The organism is Rhizobium aethiopicum, assembly GCF_014197535.1.
Taxonomy (GTDB): Bacteria; Pseudomonadota; Alphaproteobacteria; order Rhizobiales; family Rhizobiaceae; genus Rhizobium; species Rhizobium aethiopicum_A.
The window spans coordinates 81,334-102,108 of record NZ_JACIFV010000021.1 but is presented as its reverse complement, the minus strand read 5'-3'; the positions used below and the strand labels follow the sequence as shown (position 1 = coordinate 102,108).

Sequence of the window (20,775 nt, the reverse complement as noted above, 5' to 3'; positions counted from 1 at the left end):
CGATTTAGCTGGCGGTTAACGGTGACAGCGTAATATCACCGGCGTCAGCCTGAATTCGCGTGAGCACGTCGATCTCCTTCTCGACCTCCAACCGCAGATCGGAACTGCCTGAGAACGCCCCATTGAAAGCCGCAGTGCCGATGGTAAACCCTGCGGCGCCAGATCGTACGACGGCCGCCATCCTATCAGGGCTGTCGATCGATCCGGCAACGACTACAGGCTTCTCAACGGCCTCGCACACCCGCGTCATCAACGCTTCGACATCGCCATTGAAGCGATAGGCGAGCAGATCGAGACCGCTCACACCGTCGATCGCAGCCATTTGCCGGGCACTTTCCAAAATTGTTTCGATCGTCCCATCGAGCTTGCTCGGATGACCAACGATCTTGCCGGGGAAGGGATAGTACTGGATGTTCCTCCCAGCGATAATTGGCAGAACGACATCCGGTCGGGTTCCGCCCATCAAGATATCGACGCCGAGATCGACCGCAGCCTGCGCGGACTGGCGCTCGCTCTCCTCGTCGAGGCTAACAACTTCAAGATAGAGCGTCGCACCCGCCTTCTTGATCGCCGAAGCAAGGCCCACGAGTTCATCGAACGGGAGGCCAATGTCCTTGAACCCCACATGCGTGATGCCTGCGGCAAGCACATCCTCGAGGCGCTCGGCGGCGTCGGCAACGGTCCGATCCTGGTTGGTCAGCATGAAAATGAAGTTGGGAGTCTGGGACATCGAAAGCGCTCCTAAATTGCGTTGAGAAGCAGGGCCTGATCGAAGGCATAGCGAAGAGAGGAATGGTCGGCCGTGCCGTGGCCCGCGATGTCGAATGCGGTGCCGTGATCGACACTGGTACGAATGAAGGGCAAGCCGATGGTGACGTTGACGCCGTTGTCGATGCCGAAATACTTGACCGGAATGAGCCCCTGATCGTGGTATTGTGCAACAACGATGTCGAACTCGCCCTTGCGGGCCCGCATGAAAATCGTGTCTCCGGGCCACGGGCCGGAAGCGTTTATTCCACATTCCTGAGCGCGCCTGATCGCCGGCGCGATGATGTCGAGATCTTCGCGTCCGAACATGCCGTTTTCACCGGCATGGGGATTGAGGCCGGCGACCGCAACGCGAGGCGAGGCGATGCCATAAGCCAGGCCAGCCTTGTGCGCCAATTCGATCGTTCTGAGCACAGAGTCACGCGTCACCAGCTCGATTGCGTCGCGCAATGACACGTGGATCGTCACGAGAACGACGCGCAACTCGGCGTTTGCCAGCATCATCGCGAACTTGTCGGTCCCGGACCGTTCAGCAAGGATTTCGGTGTGGCCGGGATAATTGAGCCCGCCCTTCTTCATTGCTTCCTTGTTGATCGGCGCGGTCACGATCGCCCCGATGTTTCCTGCCAGCGCTTCGTCGATCGCTCTCACGACATAGTCGTAGCTCGCGCGCCCGGCGCGAGCGTCCACCTGACCGATCGGCATATCGTCCGGCAGGTCCGAGACGTTGAGTACGGGTATGAGCGTCGTGTCTCGGATCGCCTCGTCGACCGACGCGATGGGCTGCACTTGGAGAGGAAGGGCCAAGGCCCGCACCGCGCGTTCCATCACCTTTGCGTCGCCGATCACCACTGCTTGCTCCGGCAGTCCGTCGGCGAAAACGCGCGCAATGATTTCCGGGCCGATTCCACAGGGATCGCCCATCGTTATGCCAACAGGTTTCTTCATTTCTTAACTCCAAGCCAGAGGCCCCGAAGCAACTCGGCTGATTTCAGCAGGATATTGGACGAGCCGAAGCCGCCCGCCTTTGTGATGATGTGAATAGGGTGGGGGCCGGTTGCGCGGCCCACCGGGATGCCGGGCTCGACCTCGCCGAGAAGATTGAGAGAACTGATCTCAAGTTCGTTCAGCACGGATTCGGCAGTGTCACCGCCAGTCAGGAAGAGTCCGGTCACCGGATGATGCTCCATAATCGCGCGGACAGCCTTGCCAAGAGCGATGGCGATGGATCGAGGATCGGCGGAAGTGCCACGGTCCGACGTGGTTAAAATGACGTCACCGCTCGTTCCGGATTGTCTGTATAGGGCAACGGCGTTTTCGGCCGCGAGGTCGGCAGAGGCAGACGCCACCTCGGCGTCGATGATGATCTGCCGGACGTTGCCAGTGCTCACCAGCCGTGAGCATTGCTCGCGGCTCAGGGGGTTGACGCTGCCAATGACGAAGAGATTGAGCGCCGCCGCGGGGGGCAACAGTGTGGTGTCATCGGCGCGACCCACAAAGTCTGCGAGTGCGATTGCGAGTCCTGGAGAACCGCACCAAAGGATGGATCTCGGATCCGCCGCCGATTTCACCAGCCGGGCCAGATCTTCCTGCGTTGTTGCATCGGCGATCAACAATTTCCGGTGATCTGCGTTCAGTTCGCCGGACTTCATTGCACGAATTTCCGCAAGCGGAAGGTGACGGATTTCGGCCTCGGGGATATCGTGAAACAGAGCCCGAAGATGGGAGTCCGCTATCGGGTGGTGCGGGTCTTTTGCAAACTCGGTTTCCTCCAACGGCACGCCATGGAGAAGCTGGCGTCCTCCTTCAGTAGTTCTTCCACCGGCGGGGAAAGCCGGAGCGACGATTGCGGTGGTCCGACCAGACGCCGCGAGCGCGGCCGTTATCTCAGCTCCAACGTGGCCGCGAATGGTGGAATCAACGGTGTTGTAAAGGAGTTCCGCGGATGCCAGGCTTTTTGCCGCCTGTGTCGCCCGATTGACAGCGTCCTTCACGGATGCGGCCCGACTTGCCTTATTAATCGAGATGATCGCTACATCTTCCGGCGACGATCGCCGGTAGTTGCTGAAGACAAGGCATCTGTGCCCCATGCTCACAAATGGTGCGGCGCCATCCGTTGCGCTCGTCAAGTCATCGGCCAGGATTCCCACCTTCAAAATCGCTATCCTATCGGTTTTTGTGTGGCGACGAGGATATTAGGGCTATTGCGTTTGCCGAAAAAACGATCAATTCTGACGGAAACCAGTCACTTTATCTCACAGATATGGCCGCACGATTCCCATCCTTATCCGCGCTTAGAGTGTTTGAAGCAGCTGCACGGCATTTGAATTTCGGGCGCGCCGGCGATGAATTGTTCGTCACGCACAGCGCCGTCAGCAAGCAGATCCGCTTGCTTGAGGAAGACTTGGGGGTGGCCCTCTTTGAACGAAGAAACAGGGCCGTTTTTCTAACCGCCCCAGGACGGCGTCTGCTTGGCACCATGAGCGAGGTGTTGCGCCAGATCGGTGAGTGTTGCGATGAAATCAAAGGCGGGGGCTCGGCGCCGCTGGTGCTCTCATGTGAGCCGACTTTCACGCAGCGCTGGCTGATCCGGCGCCTTCCGCAATTTAATGCACTTCATCCGGAGATTGAGGTTCATGTATTGGCAGCCGGCGGCCCTGTAAGCTTCGACAGGAGCCATATCGATCTGGCGCTCCGGAGAAGCGATTTCAGCTGGCCGCCGGAACTTTTCATGGAAACCGTGGTCGAAGAACGTGTCGGCCCCGTTTGCGCGCCAGGTCTTTTGGCGTCCGGCGGCAATGATATCCTCTCCTTGCCTCGCATTCATTCGGCTACCCGTCGAGATGCGTGGACGCGGTACATCTCCGACAATCAGATCGCAGATCCAAATCCACCCGGTAGCCAGGTCTTCGAACATTTCTATTTGAGTATCGAGGCGGCAATCGCGGGGCTGGGTGCTGCGATCGGCCCGGAGCCGCTGGTCGCCGACGCTGTGGAAAACGGGCAACTGGTGGCTCCCCAAGGATTCTCCAGCAACGGCTACAGCTACATCCTGTTGAGCCGCCTTCCTTTCGAAGGCGATGCCAGGAAACGGAGCTTCCTGTCCTGGCTTCGTCGACAGTTTGCTTAGACCGCCGGCTGAATCGGCGACATCAGGATCGCGGCGGAGACAATAAACACGCGGCAACGCGCGTCAAAATCAGTTTTCACACCAAATTCTCAGATACTCGGACCGAGTATGTTCGTTCTGGCTTCAATGATGTGATCATACATGTTTCGCTCCGCCTCTCTGCTATCACGATCCTTTATTGCATCGAGAATCGCCTGATGGCTGACGATATAGGCCGTCATGCGCTCAGAGGTCAGCGACTGTTCCTTCATTTTTCCCCAGAGGTTCCCGGCGCGCACCGCGTGAATACCTTCATAGAGCGATGCCAGAAGGCCGTTACGCGCGGCCTGGACGATAATGCGATGAAAGACGGCGTCCCATTTCTCAAATTCGCTCAAAGATTCCGATGCGTTGCCTCGCGCGATTGATTTCTGCATTTCTTCGACTTCCTGTCTGGTCGCGCGTAACGCTGCCAACGCTGCTATCTTGGGCTCTATGATCAGCCTCGCCTCGAAGACTTCCGCCGGATAGGTCCGCAATGTGTCTACGTCACTGCTTGCCGGCCGACGGAGAGCGCTGGAACTTACGCCGCTGCCGGCGATAAAGGTGCCTCTACCGACATGCCTGATGAGGCGACCTTCCTTCTCCAGCGAACTGAGCATCCTTCTGAGGGCGGTACGCGGCAGCCCCAGTTTCAGAGCCAGGTCCCGCTCGGGAGGCAGTCGATCTCCAGGCTCCAGGCCTTCCGCCTCAATGAAATCCTTCAACACCACGCTCATGTGCCCTCCGATAAAAATTTCTCGAAACCAATTTGATCTATATTGACACCAATGGCAAGACCAATCTTATATTAATCGCAGAACCAACGCCGATTGGTAGCGAATGGCGCTGAGGCCTAGAAACGGGCTGCGCACCGCTCGAGAGGTTACGAGCAATACGCTTAAAACAGCGGCCAAACCTCAATGAAGAAGCTGCGCAACAAGGGAGTTATGTCGATGGCCAATATGACCGAGGCTGTTAGAGCAGACGACGCAGCGCTTTCGGTGCGCGCCCTGACAGTCGACCTGCCGAAAGGCATGGAAAGGACTCATGCCGTCGAAAATGTATCCTTCGACCTCAAGCGTGGCCAGATCCTTTGCATCATCGGTGAGTCTGGATCGGGCAAATCGGTAACCGCAAACACAATCATGGGTCTCTTGCCCAAGATTATTCCGGTCTCTTCGGGTGCGATCAATCTCGACGGAACGACCATAGTCGGGGCGCCGGCAAAAAAGCTGCGCCAGCTGCGCGGCCGCGTCGTGTCCATGATCTTTCAGGATCCGCTTTCGGCGCTCAACCCGCTGATGACGGTCGGCGAGCAAGTTACTGAAGTGATGGCCGCGCATGGAGTGGGTACCAAGGTCTCGCGCCGTGATCGCGCCCTCGAATTGCTGACGGAAGTCGGCCTTCCCGATCCGGCACTGATGTACCATCAGTATCCGTTCAGGCTTTCCGGTGGTCAGCGCCAGCGCGTCATGATCGCCATGGCGCTGGCCCTTGAGCCGACCGTGCTGATCGCAGACGAACCCACGACAGCCCTTGACGTAACCACGCAGGCGCAGATCCTGAAGCTCATCCGCGACATTCAGCGCCGCAAGGGTATGAGCGTCATGTTCATCACCCACGACTTCGGCGTCGTCGCAGAAATTGCCGACAGCGTCGTGGTTATGGAGAAAGGGCGGATTGTTGAGCAGGGCACCGCCGACCAGGTTCTCAAATCACCCAGCCACCCCTACACCCAGCGCTTGATCGCAGCCGTTCCGCGCCTCACGGGCGAGGACAGGAAGCTCAAGGTGCAAACGAGCGACGAGACAATCCTGACCGTCAATGGCTTGTGCAAGACTTATCGCAGCGGCAGTGCGCTGTTCGGAAGCCAGCGTGTCGTGCCTGCAGTGCAGGACGCCTCATTCACCTTGGCTGCTGGCCGCACCCTTGGCATTGTCGGCGAAAGCGGCTCCGGAAAGTCGTCGTTGGGCCGACTCCTGATCAAGCTTCAGGACAGCGACAGCGGTCAGATCCTGTTTGAGGGCAAGGACATCGTCAAGCTCTCTGAATCCGAGTTCCGGCCGCTGCGGCCCCGGATTCAGATGATCTTTCAGGATCCCTTTGCCTCGCTCAATCCACGCTCCACCATCGGTCAGATATTGACCGTCGGGCCCGTCGCACATGGTATGCCCTACGCGCACGCGCGCGAAGAGGCGCGGGCGTTGCTATCCCACGTCGGTCTCGATGCAGGCGCCTTCGGCCGCTACCCGCACGAATTCTCGGGTGGTCAGCGCCAGCGCATCGGCATCGCACGGGCCTTGATGTTCAAGCCCAAGCTGCTGATTGCCGACGAAGCAGTCTCCGCGCTCGACGTGTCGATCCAGGCCCAGATCCTCAAACTGCTTGACCAAATCCAGCGCGAAACCGGCGTATCGATGGTCTTCATCACCCATGATCTTCGTGTCGCCAGCCAGATCTGCGACGAAATTGCCGTGATGCAGAAGGGCCGGGTCGTCGAGCGTGGCCCCCCGTCTCAGATTTTCCTGAAACCGCAATCCGACTACACGCGTGAACTTGTGGCCGCAATCCCGGGAGAACGAGGCAGAGATAATTGCGAAAGTGCAATCGGCTCACCGCAGTAGGTTCCTAATGAGCAAAAAGAGAGGGAATGAAATGACAAAAGAGTCTACGACCAAAACAAATATTTCTCGGCGCGACGCACTGCGCCTGATGGCAGCCGGCGGCATTGCATGCTTTGCTGCCCCCAACCTGATCGGCAAGCCTGACATTGCCTGGGCAGCGGACAAGAAACCTGCGGGTCGCGTCGTGGTCGGGCTTTCGCAGGAACCGACCGTGTTCAATCCGCTCATGGCACATATCGAAACGGACGATGCGGTCCACTTCTCGCTCTTCGACGCGCTCTTTCGCATGGATCCGCAAGGCGTGCTTCAGCCCAATCTTGCGCTAGAAGTGCCCACGCAGAAGAACGGCGGCATCTCGGCGGATGGCCTGAACTGGCGCGTTCGCCTGCGTGATGATGTCCGCTGGCATGACGGCAAGCCCTTTACGGCTGAGGATGTGAAGTTCACCCTTGAACTGATCACCAATCCGAAATTCCGCGCCTGGCGCACAGGCGGCCATTCGCTGGTACGTGATCTCACGGTGGTTTCGCCAACTGAAATCACCTGGCGGATGGAGCAGGTCTTCGCTCCTTACCTGTCGTTTCTCACCGAGACCTTCATCGTGCCAAAGCACCTTCTCGAGAATGAGGCCGATCCGAACGCAGCAGCCTTCAACCAGGCACCCGTTGGCACCGGTGCCTTCAAATGGAGCCAGCGTGTGGCCGGCGACCATCTCGAACTGGCAGCAAACCCCGATTATTTTGGGGACGGCCCCTATGTCGAGCAGGTTGTATTCAAATACATTCCTGACCAGACGGTGCTCTATACCCAATTCAAGAGCGGCGACATCGACCTTACAGACCAGGCGTACATCACGCCCGACCACTACGACGAAGCCAGCAAATTGCCGGGCCGCGTGGTGAGCCTGGTGCCAGGTGCCTCCGTCGAGTCGTTCTATCTCAATCTCGAGCGGCCGCAGTTCAAGGAACTTGCGGTGCGTCAGGCACTCTATGCTGCGATGGACAGAGCGGCGATCATTGACGCGCTCTATTTCGGCGTGGTCACAACGACCGAAACCTTCATGCCAAAGGAATCGTTCTACTTCAATCCGAAGCTTCCGGCACAGAAATTCAATCTCGATGCCGCACGCAAGCTCCTCGACGACGCCGGTTGGGTACCGGGGTCGGACGGGATCCGTGAAAAGAACGGCGTGAAGCTCGCGTTCAACAATTCGACGACATCGGGCAACAATCTCCGTGAGCAGGTGCAGCAGTTCCTGCAGCAGACGTTCGCGGAAATTGGCGTGCAGATGACGATCTCGAATTTGCCGGCTGCCGTCATGTTCGGCGAATTCTGGCTGAAGTCACAGTTCGACACGGCCATCTCGGGCGTTACGCATCTGATCGCCGCGGACCCCGATGCAACCAATCGTCTTGCGAGCAGCGCGATTGCCGCGAAGGGTGGAAAGGGATCGAACGTCGGCCAGTATTCCAATCCGGAAGTGGATGCGCTGCTGAAGAAGGGCGCCCAGACCTTCGATCCGGAAGCGCGTCGTGAAATCTACTACCGTATCCAGGAAATCGTGCGTCAGGACCTTCCCTTCCTTCCTCTGTTTGCCGCCACCTATGTGGTTGGCAAAAAGGAAGGCCTTGAAGGCTGGGAACCGAATACGAACACGCGCACGGCATCCTGGCATGCTGCCGGCTGGCGCTGGAAGAGCTGAGTTAACCTCCCGCCGTCGCCGCCGCACGTTGCGGCGGCGACCTCTATTGGCGCTATCACAGGGAGAGCCTGAATGCGTAGCTTCCTACTTAACCGGTTCGCTCAGAGCCTCGTACTGCTCCTGATCGTTTCCGTCATCGGCTTCGTGGTCCTCAACCTGATTCCGGGCGGCCCCCTGGCACAATTCGGGCTTGATGCAAGCATGACGCAGGACGACCTGAACCGATTGGCGGAGCAGTTAGGCCTGAACCGTCCTCTGTGGATGCAGTATCTGGATTGGGGCTGGCGCCTGTTGAGAGGAGACTGGGGCCACTCATTCCGCGACGGAGCGCCGGTTCTCGAGGTGATTGGAAGACACCTCGTGGCAACGTTGCTGCTGATGGGGTCGTCCACGGTGATCGCGATCGCTATTGGTACCTGGATCGGTGTTCGCGGCGCCATAAAGCGATATTCGGTTTTCGACTACATGGCGACGGTCGGTGCGATGGTGGCCCTTTCGATCCCGACTTTCTGGTTCGGACTGATCGGGATCTACGTCTTCTCGCTCAGACTCGGCTGGCTTCCAGCCGGCAACATGTACACGATCGGGGACGAATCCGTTCTGAACTATCTCCACCATCTTATTCTGCCGAGCGTCGTGCTCGCGCTCGTGCATGTGGCCATCTGGAGCCGCTACATGCGAACGGCTACTCTCGATGTTATCAATCAGGAATTCATCAAGACGGCCCGCGCCAAAGGATTAAGTGAGCGTCGCATCCTGGTGAAACACGTCATCGGCAATGCCCTCCTACCGATGATCACACTCCTTGGGATGCAGCTTCCCAGCGTCCTGACGGGTGCTCTGGTCACCGAGACGGTATTTACCTGGCCGGGCATGGGGCGCCTGTTCCTCGACAGCCTCGGCTACAGTGACTACCCGGTGGTAATGGGATTGCTCATGTTCTCAGCGATCCTTGTCGTGGTGTGCAACCTCGCCGCCGACATCGTTGTCGCCATCATCGATCCCCGTATCCGTCTGAGTTAAGCGCCATGAACGCTCATCAGGAGTCAGCCATCATGACTGCCATTGCCGCAAATTCACCCCGGGAGCGCTGGTGGAACAGCCGAACTGCGCACCGTTTCATGAAGCACCATCTGGCCCTCATCGGGATGGTGATGATCGCCCTCCTGACGTTGGCATGCGTGTTGGGTCCCCATTTGTTGCCGTACGATTCCCTCTATATCGATTTGCGCGCCCGTTTCGCTCCGCCCCTGACAGGGCAGCATTATCTCGGCACGGACCCGCTGGGACGAGATCTGGCCGCCCGGTTGTTCATGGCGGGGCGGATTTCGCTCTTGGTGGGCTTCTCAGCGATGCTGTTGTCGACGCTGATCGGAACCCTTGTCGGCGTGGTGGCGGGATACAGGGGAGGCTTGGTGGGCACCGTGCTGATGCGCGCCGTCGATGGCTTCCTTTCCTTCCCATCCATCTTCCTCGTGCTCGCTCTGGCCGCTGCGCTGAAGCCAAACCCGATCATGATTACCGTCGTCATCGCTGCCACAAGCTGGATGGAAGTTGCCCGCATCGTCGAGGCTGAGGTCCGCTCCCTGCGCGAGCGTGAATTCGTGCTGGCCGGCCGCATGTTGGGACTGAGCGCAACCCACATCATGTTCCGCGAAATCCTTCCCAATGCCATGGGTCCAATTATAGTCGCCGCTACCCTGACCGTCGCCCGGGCGATCCTGATGGAGGCTTACATCAGCTTCCTCGGCTATGGAATTCAGCCGCCGCTGCCCAGTTGGGGTAATATGCTGAACGGCGCACAGCAATATTTGGGGACGGCACCTTGGCTGGCGATCATTCCCGGTGCGGCCATAACGATCGCTGTCACAAGCTTCAATTTCATCGGCGACGGGCTGCGCGATGCGTTCGATGTTCGCGGTGATCACAGCTGAGACACAGCATCTCGCCCGCGCCCAAAAGAGACATCCCCGCCACACGCGCATGTGATGTCGGCGGAGCACATCAGACGTCATCGCCGCGCCGAGCGTCGGGATGTTCCGTGGCCATGACGACAGATTGTTGAGCTTTTTATCATTCCGGTCCGGAGATGACTGGAGCACGATGTCAGAGGAATAGTGACTATGCCGGTCCAGGTTCAGAAAGTAAGCGACAGCGCCAATTTTCCAACTGAGGTCGATGTTGTCGTCATCGGCGCGGGGATCGTGGGTACCTGCACGGCTTATGAGCTCGCCCGCAAAGGGGTATCCGTTGCCCTGCTTGAAAAAGGCATTGTCGGAGGCGAGCAGTCGAGCCGCAACTGGGGATGGGTTCGCCAGCAAAACCGCGATCTCTATGAGCTTGCGCTAGCCATGTACAGTCTGCAGCGCTGGGAGGAACTGAGCACTGAGACGGGTCGCGATCTCGGCTTCCGCCGAACGGGGATTCTTTACTGCACCAAAAACGAAGCCGATGTCGCCCGCTGGGAGAAGTGGGGCCAGGCTGCGCGACTTCAAGGATTTCACAGCCAGATCCTCAGTGCTTCCGAGGCCAATGAGCGGGCGTCGGGCGGTACGTCCTCATGGATTGGCGGCGTTTGGTCTCCGACGGATGGGCGAGCGGAGCCCAGCCTTGCCGTACCGGCCATCGCTGAGGCCGCGAAGGAAAACGGCGTATTGCTCCATCAAAACTGCGCCGTTCGAGGCCTCGACATTAGCAACGGCCGGGTAACAGGCGTGTGGACAGAGCGGGGACTTGTGAAAGCCGGTACCGTTGTTTGCGCCGGCGGAGCATGGGCTTCTCGGTTTTCTCATCGATATGGCATTGAGCTTCCCGTCGCAAACATCTCCGGGACTGCAATTAAGACGACTCCCGCGCCCGAGATTATTCAAGCAGGATGTCTCTCGGCGTCAAACTTCGTGTTGCGGCGCCGGACAGACGGCGCCTACACGATCGCCGTGCCGGGACGAGGCACGCTCGATATCACGCCGCGGGGGATGCGATACGCGTACAAATTCTACCAGATGTACCGCAGCAAGATCGGCAAGAAGTTGAAGTACCGTCTGAACAGCAGCTTCTGGAATGGGCCCGATGCTATCAGCAGCTGGGAGAACGATGAAGTCTCGCCATTCGAAAAGAACCGCATTCTTGATCCTGCGCCCGACCGGAACCTCGTGAAGCTCGCATTGAAGAACCTTGAACGCGAATACCCGGCGCTCAAGGGAATCGGGGTCGAGCGCGCGTGGGGAGGACTCATCGATACTTCGCCAGATCTCGTCCCTGTCATTTCGAGAGTGGAGCAACTGCCTGGTTACGTGATTGCCGCGGGGTTCAGCGGACACGGATTTGCCATCGGACCGGGGGCAGGCCGGCTGGTCAGCGAGATCGTCATGAACGAGACCCCGATCACTGACATCTCACCCTACAGGCTGAGCCGCTTCAGCGACGGCTCGGCAATCAGACGGCCGGAAATGATGTAACGGTCGACGTACGGCCGCGGACCGACAAATGGGGTTGGATATCAACCAGACAGAACCGGCTTCAAGATTCTCGTCGAGCGGGATCAATTTCCAGGAGCCAATCACAGGGAGCTAATCAGTGGTCCTCGATCGCTACACCGTGCCGCGTCTCATTCGCGAACAAGCATTCATAGACCGGGAAAAATATCTGAAATGGTACGAGGAAAGCATTGAAAATCCAGACAAGTTCTGGGGCAAGCACGGCAAGCGGATCGACTGGTTCAAACCTTATACCAAGGTCAAGAACACCTCCTTCACCGGCAAGGTCTCGATCAAATGGTTCGAAGACGGCCAGACGAACGTCTCCTACAATTGTATCGACCGCCATCTGAAGACGAATGGCGACCAGGTGGCGATCATCTGGGAAGGCGACAACCCTTACGTCGACAAGAAGGTCACCTATAACGAGCTCTACGAGCATGTCTGCCGGACAGCGAACGTGTTGAAGAAGCATGGTGTCAAGAAGGGCGATCGCGTCACCATCTACATGCCGATGATCCCCGAAGCGGCCTATGCGATGCTCGCCTGCGCCCGCATCGGCGCGGTGCATTCGGTCGTCTTCGGCGGTTTTTCGCCGGAGGCTCTGGCCGGGCGTATCGTCGACTGTGAATCGACCTTCGTCATCACCTGCGACGAGGGCGTGCGCGGCGGCAAGCCGGTACCGCTGAAGGACAATACCGATACGGCGATCCATATCGCCGCTCGCCAGCACGTCACTGTCAGCAAGGTGCTGGTCGTGCGCCGCACCGGCGGCAAAACCGGCTGGGCGCCGGGCCGCGACCTCTGGTATCACCAGGAGATCGCTACGGTGAAGCCGGAATGCCCGCCGGTGAAGATGAAGGCGGAAGATCCGCTGTTCATCCTCTACACCTCAGGTTCGACCGGCAAGCCGAAGGGCGTGCTGCACACGACCGGCGGTTATCTGGTCTATGCATCGATGACGCATGAATATGTCTTCGACTATCATCACGGCGACGTCTACTGGTGCACGGCCGATGTCGGCTGGGTCACCGGCCATTCCTATATCGTCTATGGGCCGCTGGCGAACTGTGCGACGACGCTGATGTTCGAGGGCGTGCCGAATTTCCCGGATCAGGGCCGTTTCTGGGAAGTGATCGACAAGCACAAGGTCAACATCTTCTATACGGCGCCGACGGCAATCCGCTCGCTGATGGGGGCCGGCGACGAATTCGTCACGCGCTCTTCGCGCTCTTCGCTGCGGCTGCTCGGCACGGTCGGCGAGCCGATCAATCCGGAAGCCTGGGAATGGTATTACAATGTCGTCGGCGACAAGCGCTGCCCGGTCATCGATACCTGGTGGCAGACGGAAACCGGCGGCCACATGATCACGCCGCTGCCGGGCGCCACTGACCTGAAGCCCGGTTCGGCGACCACGCCGTTCTTCGGCGTCAAGCCTGAGCTGGTCGACAATGAGGGCAAGGTGCTGGAAGGCCCGGCCGACGGCAATCTCTGCATCGCCGACAGCTGGCCGGGCCAGATGCGCACCGTCTATGGCGATCACGACCGTTTCATCCAGACCTATTTCTCCACCTACAAGGGCAAGTATTTCACCGGCGACGGCTGCCGACGCGACGAAGACGGCTATTACTGGATCACCGGCCGTGTCGACGACGTGCTCAACGTCTCCGGCCACCGGCTGGGAACGGCGGAGGTTGAGTCCGCCCTCGTCTCGCACAATCTGGTCTCGGAAGCCACGGTCGTCGGCTATCCGCACTCAATCAAGGGCCAGGGCATCTATTGCTATGTCACGCTGATGGCCGGTCACGATGGTTCGGACACGCTTCGCCAGGAACTGGTGAAACATGTGCGCGCCGAAATCGGCCCGATCGCCGCGCCCGACAAGATCCAGTTCGCGCCCGGCCTGCCGAAGACCCGCTCCGGCAAGATCATGCGCCGCATCCTGCGCAAGATCGCCGAGGACGATTTCGGTGCCCTCGGCGACACTTCGACGCTTGCCGATCCAGCCGTCGTCGATGATCTGATCGCCAACCGGCAGAACAGGGCGACCGCTTGACAAGAGCGGCTACCTTCCCGACGCGACGTTCATTCCCCTTACGGGTTAGTGAGAGACTGTCGACCGACGCGTCTGGGAGGTTTGGTCTCAGCCCGTTTATTGTAAATTGGAAGCGCCCCGAAAATGCAGCTGGACACCAGCTCTCACGTTGGCTGATTCTGCAGGGGAGGGGAAATTGCCGAAATTCTGAACTCAATCGCGATTGATCAACCAAAGCGATGAGTGTTGACTGTCCACTGCAGCAGCCGGTGGGCCGCATTGCGATCTGCATATTGGTGCTGCTAAACCGCGAGGCGCCCGTTGTGCTCGAACTAGAATAGAGCTTTGGTATTTCGACGCGATCCTCTGGTCTAGCTCAAGGCATGGCCCGCAAGGCCATATACCGCCGGTTCGTTCGCCTTTCGGTTTAGGAACGGGCCGCCTTTGGACATTGTCGTAACGGTCTCGGAGATAGTCAGCCGGCTCTGTTGAAGAAAGTGGGCAAACGGTCCTTTTTCTCGCGTATCGACGCGGGCGAATTGGCCAGTGAGGTCTTTCAGATGCACGGCCGCGAGATGGATCGCGTCACGATCATTGCTTGCGATGACAGGGCCGACTACATGACCGCGCCCGAATTCGCGGCACATCGAATAGCCTACCATTGCACCGTCACGCCGGAGCACACAAATAGATGCGCCTTCTGAAAGGAGTGTAATCAGTCGACTCCTATCCGTTCCGAAGGCGAACGTGTCCAAGGCGAAGATCCCTTCAATCTTATCAGGCGGCAGTTCACTTAATTCACCGTCCAAAGGTGGCAGTGCGGGAAGCGCCGCAGCGACGTCTCCCTGATGCTGGTAGACCGTTGCTTCCGCTGTGAAACCGAGTGACACATAGAGCTTATGGGCGGCGATAGTCGAGTTCAGCGCCAGCCTGCGCTCGCCGCACTGCTCGAACACTTGCTGCATTAACCAGCGGCCGGTTCCCTGCGCCTGTGTGCGGGGTGATGTGATCACCACACCGATGGTGGCTAAATCGTCTCCGTGGGGAAACCACATTGCACTTCCGAAGACGCGTCCAATTCCATCGACGGCAGCGATACCGCTGCCGGCGCGGCGCAGGAACTCCCAATCCTTGAAGCGGTGCGGCCAGCCGACACCCGTCGACAGGGCATGAAGCAAGCTTACGTCAACACTATTGATATCCTGCGCGATTAATTCAAACGATTTCAGGCGCACCGACTTTTGCATTTTCGCTTATTCCGCTCCCTTCTCCCCATCGTCTACGTCAGCACAACGCGGCACCGCGGCGTCTTCCGATCCTTGGATCAGCCTGCCATCCTACTACAATTTTTACATGCGGAGAGCGGCAGGTTCGGCTTACTCTTAGCGATTTTTCGAAATTTTCAGCCAAAACGGACGGCCGTTCAACAGGAACGACTTACCTCTCCCGTTGATGCCATCCAGATCAGTCCCAAGGTATATTGTGATCCCACAGGAACCGCTTAGGCCGCAAGCGTGGCTTTCGAAGCAGCCCGTGCCGGGGCAGAACGGACTGTCAATGGTAACTTGGGGCCTGGGCAAAAGACCCGTGGAGACGAGAAGTCCGCGGCCCTGAAGCGATGACGAGCACCATTGAGGAGTACGCCAAAGTTCGGCGATTTCAATTCGACGTCATTCAGATCGACGAAGAGACAAGGAACCCCACCGATGACACAGCGTCGTGATGAATCGGCGTCTCACCCAAGATCCGCGTGAGTGACCGCTGGCGATGAGCGACGGCGGCGCGCCACTGGAAAATCGCTTCTATGACTACGAGCGCGACGCTGAACGCCGAAATAATCCTGAAGCGCTGCGGAGCTTTAGCGTAAACAGAATATGCTGTCGTTTGCGGCTTACAATACAGGCGATCATTGCGAAACGCGTTCACTTGTGCCGCACTCCTCCGGCACAAGCAGGTATATGCTCGATGCATCCCAATCGGACGAGCATAAGGGCTTGCTGCGATGAAATTTGCTTCCTATTGGCATGATACTTCCAGTCCATTTGCAGGAGGCATCGCGGGTCCGGTTTGTGGGGATTTCGAGGTTGCGGTGATCGGTGCCGGCTTCACGGGCCTGAACGCTACGCGCAAACTGGCGCAATCCGGCATGAAGGTTGCTCTGCTGGAAGCCGAGCACGTCGGGTATGGTGCGTCCGGGCGCAATGGCGGGCACCTGAACAGCGGCCATTTCGCAAGCTTCGGCGCCGCGAGGCAGCATCTCGGAGAAGACCGGGCGCGCCGCTTGTGGCGCGCCTATGATGACTCGATCGACATGATCGAACGCATCATCGAGGAAGAAAGGATCGCGTGTGACTTTCGCAGGGGCGGCAAGCTCAAGCTTGCTTCGAAGCCCTCTCACGTCGCTAAGCTGCAGGCGATGTCCGAAGAAATCCGTCGCGAGGTTGATCCATCAGCCGAATGGCTGACGCGCGAGGACCTCCGCAAGGAGGTGATATCGGATGTCTTCCATGGCGGGATTCTCTATCCGAAATCCGCCATGATGCACATGGGACGCTACGCCAACGGCGTGGCGGAAGCGGCCTGCCGCCATGGTGCGGCGATCTGGGAGCGGAACCCAGTCACCGCCCGAGAGCGCGTGGCGAACGGTTGGCGGTTGACCACACCGACCGGCTCACTCACCGCCCGCCAGGTCATCCTGGCGACCGACGCCTATACGCCAGGCGCCTTTAACTATTTCCGCCGAAGGCTCATGCCGGTCGCTTCCTTCATCATTGCGACACGCCCGCTCACCCCACAGGAGATCGCTGCCACAGTTCCGGGCAACCGCAACTTCACCAACTCTCTCAACATCTCCAACTATTTCCGCCTCACGCCCGACAACCGCATGCTGTTCGGAGGGAGGGCGAGATTTTCGGCCGTGTCCAACCAGAAAACCGACGTCAGCTCCGGCCAGCTTCTGCGCCAACAGTTGATCGGCATGTTTCCGCAGCTTGCAGACGTCGAGATCGACTATTGCTGGGGCGGCCTCGTCGGGTGCACCCAAGACCGTTATCCCCGGGCGGGCAGTGCCGACGGCGTGTTTTACAGCATGGGTTATTCTGGTCATGGAGCCCAGTTGTCAACTTACATGGGTAGTGTGTTGGCGGATTTAACCATGGGCCGTAAAGACGGCAACCCGCTAGAGGGTTTCGATTGGCCCGCCGTTCCGTTCCATACCGGAAATCCGTGGTTTCTGCCTATCGTGGGCACCTACTACCGCGCAAAGGACCTGCTGTTTTGATCGATCTTCGCGATTCTATCATCGCCCTGAAAACGACTACTGTCTGGGATCGTGTCGTGGCCGGCGATCACTCCACTCGAGAGCCAATTACCACAGTGATCGCTTCAAGTTTGTCGAGGATGGCTTGAGCTTCTTTGTAGGTTGAAGGAATCATCAATGGCGCCGCGGCATCCGTTTGCGGGTACCTGAGGTGAATGCGTAAACTTGATCTCTCAGTGTTTCACCAGCAGGGCAGCATACCCTCCGCCATACCGAAGACACGCCACGGCCCATCGGTCTTCTCATTCTTCTCAGCATTACGAAATGAGGTAGCTACTCGACAGCACGACGACCGCGGCCGGCGCAGTTATCCTGCGTTATGGATCGGCCAAGGCGTGACCTTCACGGGCCGCAGCAATGCAGCGGCCATCCGGTGCCGTGGCTGGAAGGATTTGCGAGAAGTAGACCGGTCAGGATTGGCGATCTCGAACAGAAGATCTTTTGCGGCTTGACGCCAAATCAAAGTTACTTAATCTAAGCATCGGCAGGACCCGCTGGGAGGAGGGCCAGCATTCGCGATCCCTATCGCATCATCTTCATCTCCCAAAGCCATGATTCCCGATCGCGCGCCGCCGATTTTCAACAGGATAAGCCATGCCGCTCACCATTGCCCAACGCCTCGATAGTCTGAAGGTCCGTATCGCCGAGCTCGCGCATTGGCGGGACCGGTATAGCAGCCCGATCGATGGCTGGACCTTCGAGGGAGAGCCGATCGCCCATCACCAGGACTGGCCGCATCGTGAAGGCGTGGTGCATTTTGCTGCGAGCGCTGAAGCGCCGGCGAACTGGCCGCTCGAAGATATTCGCTTGCAGCTCGATCTCGGCGGCGAGAGCCTGATCACGCTCAGCTATCCCGATGGCCAGAGCGAAACATTCGGCCTCGATCCCTATCACCAGGAGTTCCCGGTAAAAGGCCGCCGCTTCTCGATTGCGACGGAAAGCGTCGCACGCTTTCCTTTCGGCGAGCCGAACCGGGCGCCGCGGCTCAACAAAGCCCGTCTGATCTGGCTCGACGGTCCCGTTCACCGCCTGCATCTTCTCCTGAAGCAGATCGCCGAGGCGATTGGCGCGCTCGGCGAGCATGAGGTCGTGCCGCATCTGGTCAGCGCCGCGGAGCAGGCCTTGCGCAGCCTCGACTGGCCGTCTGATACGGCGCCCTACATCTCCCGCACGTCGGGCGCCGTCATGCAGCAGAAGATCTGGGAACTGCCGGAGCTTGTTTCCGATCCGGCTGGTCTCTCCGACGAGCAGAGCGCTTCGGCCGCCGCTGCCTTCGAGGTCCTGACGGTGCGGTTGAAGGAGCTGCAGAAGCGCTTTCCCCCGAATGGGGAACTGGTGCTGACCGGCCACGCTCATATCGATCTCGCCTGGCTCTGGCCCTATCGCGAGACGCGGCGGAAAATGCGGCGCACCTTCAACACAGCGCTCTCTCTGATGGAGCGCTCCGCCGAATTCCGCTTCAACCAGTCGACCGCCCATTATTACGCGCAGATGGAAGAGGAAGATCCGGAGCTTCTCGATCGCATCAAGGAGAAGGTCGCGGAAGGAAAGTGGGAAACCGTCGGCGGCATGTGGGTCGAGCCCGACACCAACATGCCCACAGGCGAAAGCCTCGTCCGCCAAGTTCTCTACGGCCAGCGTTATTTCGAAAAGACCTTCGGCACGCGCCATACGGTGTGCTGGCTGCCGGATTGCTTCGGCTTCTCCGGCGCTCTGCCGCAGATCCTGAGACAGGGCGGCATCGACAGCTTCTTCACGATCAAGGTCAACTGGAGCGAGACCAACCATATCCCCTCCGATCTCTTCTGGTGGAAGGGCCTCGATGGCAGCCAGGTGCTGACCCACACCTTCGACAATCCGATGCAGGGATATAACGGCTTCGTGCAGGCCGACTGCTATGTGCCGACATGGAAGAATTTCCGCGGCAAGGTACAGCACGATACCTCGCTTCTCGCCGTCGGCTACGGCGACGGCGGCGGTGGCGTGACGCCTGAAATGGTGGAGCGCGAAGTGCAGCTGCGCGATTTCCCGGCGATCCCGCAGGCACGCTGGGGCACCGTCAAAAGCTTCTACGAGCGGGCGCACAAAACCGCTGGGGAGAAGAAGCTTCCCGTCTGGGACGGCGAGATCTATCTCGAACTGCACCGCGCGACGCTGACGACCCAAAGCGGCGTCAAGCGCAAGCACCGCCAGGCCGAACGCGCGCTGATCACCGCCGAGACTCTCGCTTCGCTGGCCCATCTTCTCGGCGCCGAAAAGCCGAAAAGCCTCGAGGCGGACTGGCGCGTGGTGCTGAAGAACGAGTTCCACGACATCCTGCCGGGTTCGAGCATCCGCGAAGTCTATCAGGATGCGGAGCAGGAGCTCGGCGGCGTCATCGACCATGCCAAGGCCGAGCAGGCCAAGGCTTTGCAGGCGCTTTCTGCCAATTTGCCGAAGGGCGGGGTCGCTGACGCCCTGATCGTCGTCAATCCGTCGCTTGCGCCACGGCCGGTGAGTGCAATACTTGCCGACGGCACGGTGCTTTCGGCCGCCGATATCGTCGCTCCCTTGTCGGTCGCCGTCTTCGACAGGCAGGCGCTGAAGCCGGCGGGTGGGCTGAAGGCCGGCGCCGATCGCCTCGAGAACGATCATCTCTCGGTGGTCATCGGCAAGGATGGGGCGGTTGCCAGCCTCATCCACAAGGCGAGCGGCCGCGAAGTGGTCGATGGCTCCGCCAACCAGCTCTGGGTCTATCCGGCCGACAAGCCGCGCAACTGGGATGCCTGGGATGTCGACGCCGACTATGCCGAAAAGGGCATCCGGCTCGAAGCGCCCGAAAGCATCAGCCTCGTCGAAAGCGACCCGCACCGCGCGGCGATCCGCGTCGTCCACCGCTACCGGCATTCGAGCGTCACGCAGACCTATGTCTTGACGGCCAATTCCAAGCGGCTCGACATCGAAACGACCATCGACTGGCACGACCGCCGCACCCTGCTGCGCACCCTGAACCCGGTCGACGTCAAGGCCCGCAAGGCGACCTTCGAATGCGCCTTCGGCATCGTCGAGCGGGCGACACACACGAATACCTCCTGGGAGCAGGCGATGTTCGAGGCCGCCGCCCATCGCTTCGTCGATCTCAGCGAGCCCGGCTTCGGCGTGGCGCTGCTCAACAATGCCAAATACGGCCACAGCGCCCGCGGCAATGTGATCGGCATGAGCCTGGTGCGCGGTCCGATCTATCCCGATCCGCTGGCCGATGAAGGCGAACAGAGCTTCACCTATGCGCTGATGCCGCATGAGGGCGCCTGGCACGAAGGCGGCGTGCTCAATGAGGCGCTCGACCTCAACCAGCCGCTGGTGACGGCGGAGGCCAAAGGCCTTTCCGCCGGCAGTTTCGCGCCAATTGATGTCGCGGGCACGCCTGTTGCCTTCTCCGGCCTGAAGTCGGCGGAGGAGGGCGAGGGTCTCATCCTGCGCCTCTACGAACCGGCCGGCCGCCGCGGCCGCCTCTCCCTCGGCCTGCCTTCCGGATGGAGGGCATCGCAGCCGCTCAATATTCTCGAAGAGCCAATGGAGCGCAAAGGCCCCGCCGACATCATGCCGTTTGAGATTCGGACCTGGAGGCTTGAAAAGGCCTAACGCCTGAATTGGGTGACGCATCGCCGCTTCGAAGCGGCGGGGCGTTCGCCGGCCAGGCCGCACACTCCGCATAACCGGT

Annotated in this window: 14 protein-coding genes; 9 read left to right on the top strand and 5 right to left on the bottom strand. The window is 59.4% G+C overall.

What is annotated here, in order from left to right; translation table 11 throughout:
- Positions 1-4 precede the first annotated feature (4 nt).
- Genes GGD53_RS23690 through GGD53_RS23680 form a run of 3 tightly spaced genes read right to left on the bottom strand, consistent with a single transcriptional unit; the run spans position 5 to position 2,918 of the window.
- Positions 5-730 (bottom strand): 4-hydroxythreonine-4-phosphate dehydrogenase, encoded by a 726-nt coding sequence (locus GGD53_RS23690; protein WP_184459212.1) that lies wholly within the window; start codon positions 728-730, stop codon positions 5-7.
- Positions 731-741: 11 nt separating this feature from the next.
- A complete protein-coding gene (pdxA, locus tag GGD53_RS23685) occupies positions 742-1,716 on the bottom strand; it encodes a 4-hydroxythreonine-4-phosphate dehydrogenase PdxA (protein WP_184459211.1) in 975 nt (324 codons plus the stop codon).
- Positions 1,713-2,918: a four-carbon acid sugar kinase family protein gene (locus GGD53_RS23680; RefSeq protein WP_348647448.1), complete on the bottom strand. Its 1,206-nt coding sequence runs from the start codon at positions 2,916-2,918 to the stop codon at positions 1,713-1,715. Before GGD53_RS23680 ends, pdxA begins: the two co-directional genes overlap by 4 nt.
- Before the next feature lie 113 nt (positions 2,919-3,031).
- Between GGD53_RS23680 and GGD53_RS23675 the strand changes: the two genes are divergently transcribed.
- Positions 3,032-3,898: a LysR substrate-binding domain-containing protein gene (locus tag GGD53_RS23675; RefSeq protein ID WP_184459209.1), complete on the top strand. Its 867-nt coding sequence runs from the start codon at positions 3,032-3,034 to the stop codon at positions 3,896-3,898.
- Between the two features lie 89 nt (positions 3,899-3,987).
- Here GGD53_RS23675 and GGD53_RS23670 read toward each other — a convergent pair whose 3' ends face one another.
- Positions 3,988-4,656, bottom strand: a complete 669-nt coding sequence (locus tag GGD53_RS23670; RefSeq protein WP_184459208.1) for a FadR/GntR family transcriptional regulator — start codon at positions 4,654-4,656, stop codon at positions 3,988-3,990.
- A gap of 216 nt (positions 4,657-4,872) precedes the next feature.
- Between GGD53_RS23670 and GGD53_RS23665 the strand changes: the two genes are divergently transcribed.
- The 6 genes from GGD53_RS23665 to acs all read left to right on the top strand — a co-directional run bounded on the left by GGD53_RS23665 (position 4,873) and on the right by acs (position 13,777).
- A complete protein-coding gene (locus GGD53_RS23665) occupies positions 4,873-6,543 on the top strand; it encodes an ABC transporter ATP-binding protein (RefSeq protein ID WP_184459223.1) in 1,671 nt (556 codons plus the stop codon).
- A 31-nt stretch (positions 6,544-6,574) separates the two neighbouring features.
- A complete protein-coding gene (locus GGD53_RS23660; protein ID WP_184459222.1) occupies positions 6,575-8,245 on the top strand; it encodes a peptide ABC transporter substrate-binding protein in 1,671 nt (556 codons plus the stop codon).
- 72 nt (positions 8,246-8,317) lie between these two features.
- Positions 8,318-9,268: an ABC transporter permease gene (locus GGD53_RS23655; protein WP_184459207.1), complete on the top strand. Its 951-nt coding sequence runs from the start codon at positions 8,318-8,320 to the stop codon at positions 9,266-9,268.
- A 32-nt stretch (positions 9,269-9,300) separates the two neighbouring features.
- A complete protein-coding gene (locus tag GGD53_RS23650) occupies positions 9,301-10,179 on the top strand; it encodes an ABC transporter permease (RefSeq protein ID WP_184459206.1) in 879 nt (292 codons plus the stop codon).
- A 189-nt stretch (positions 10,180-10,368) separates the two neighbouring features.
- Positions 10,369-11,703, top strand: coding sequence for an NAD(P)/FAD-dependent oxidoreductase (locus GGD53_RS23645; RefSeq protein ID WP_184459205.1), 1,335 nt, complete (start codon positions 10,369-10,371; stop codon positions 11,701-11,703).
- 118 nt (positions 11,704-11,821) lie between these two features.
- Positions 11,822-13,777 (top strand): acetate--CoA ligase, encoded by a 1,956-nt coding sequence (acs, locus tag GGD53_RS23640; RefSeq protein ID WP_184459204.1) that lies wholly within the window; start codon positions 11,822-11,824, stop codon positions 13,775-13,777.
- 350 nt (positions 13,778-14,127) lie between these two features.
- Here acs and GGD53_RS23635 read toward each other — a convergent pair whose 3' ends face one another.
- Positions 14,128-15,003: a GNAT family N-acetyltransferase gene (locus tag GGD53_RS23635; RefSeq protein ID WP_184459203.1), complete on the bottom strand. Its 876-nt coding sequence runs from the start codon at positions 15,001-15,003 to the stop codon at positions 14,128-14,130.
- 755 nt (positions 15,004-15,758) lie between these two features.
- Here GGD53_RS23635 and GGD53_RS23630 point away from each other — a divergent pair.
- A complete protein-coding gene (locus GGD53_RS23630) occupies positions 15,759-17,036 on the top strand; it encodes an NAD(P)/FAD-dependent oxidoreductase (protein WP_184459202.1) in 1,278 nt (425 codons plus the stop codon).
- 633 nt (positions 17,037-17,669) lie between these two features.
- Positions 17,670-20,696: an alpha-mannosidase gene (locus GGD53_RS23625; RefSeq protein WP_184459201.1), complete on the top strand. Its 3,027-nt coding sequence runs from the start codon at positions 17,670-17,672 to the stop codon at positions 20,694-20,696.
- Positions 20,697-20,775: the final 79 nt, after the last annotated feature.

Bases quoted from the DNA above. Each gene is read 5' to 3' on its own strand.
- GGD53_RS23630 (WP_184459202.1), top strand. From the start codon at position 15,759: ATGAAATTTGCTTCCTATTGGCATGATACTTCCAGTCCATTTGCAGGA.
- pdxA (WP_184459211.1), bottom strand. From the start codon at position 1,716: ATGAAGAAACCTGTTGGCATAACGATGGGCGATCCCTGTGGAATCGGC.
- GGD53_RS23625 (WP_184459201.1), top strand. From the start codon at position 17,670: ATGCCGCTCACCATTGCCCAACGCCTCGATAGTCTGAAGGTCCGTATC.
- GGD53_RS23660 (WP_184459222.1), top strand. From the start codon at position 6,575: ATGACAAAAGAGTCTACGACCAAAACAAATATTTCTCGGCGCGACGCA.
- GGD53_RS23665 (WP_184459223.1), top strand. From the start codon at position 4,873: ATGGCCAATATGACCGAGGCTGTTAGAGCAGACGACGCAGCGCTTTCG.
- GGD53_RS23690 (WP_184459212.1), bottom strand. From the start codon at position 730: ATGTCCCAGACTCCCAACTTCATTTTCATGCTGACCAACCAGGATCGG.
- GGD53_RS23675 (WP_184459209.1), top strand. From the start codon at position 3,032: ATGGCCGCACGATTCCCATCCTTATCCGCGCTTAGAGTGTTTGAAGCA.
- GGD53_RS23635 (WP_184459203.1), bottom strand. From the start codon at position 15,003: ATGCAAAAGTCGGTGCGCCTGAAATCGTTTGAATTAATCGCGCAGGAT.
- GGD53_RS23645 (WP_184459205.1), top strand. From the start codon at position 10,369: ATGCCGGTCCAGGTTCAGAAAGTAAGCGACAGCGCCAATTTTCCAACT.
- GGD53_RS23650 (WP_184459206.1), top strand. From the start codon at position 9,301: ATGACTGCCATTGCCGCAAATTCACCCCGGGAGCGCTGGTGGAACAGC.
- GGD53_RS23670 (WP_184459208.1), bottom strand. From the start codon at position 4,656: ATGAGCGTGGTGTTGAAGGATTTCATTGAGGCGGAAGGCCTGGAGCCT.
- GGD53_RS23655 (WP_184459207.1), top strand. From the start codon at position 8,318: ATGCGTAGCTTCCTACTTAACCGGTTCGCTCAGAGCCTCGTACTGCTC.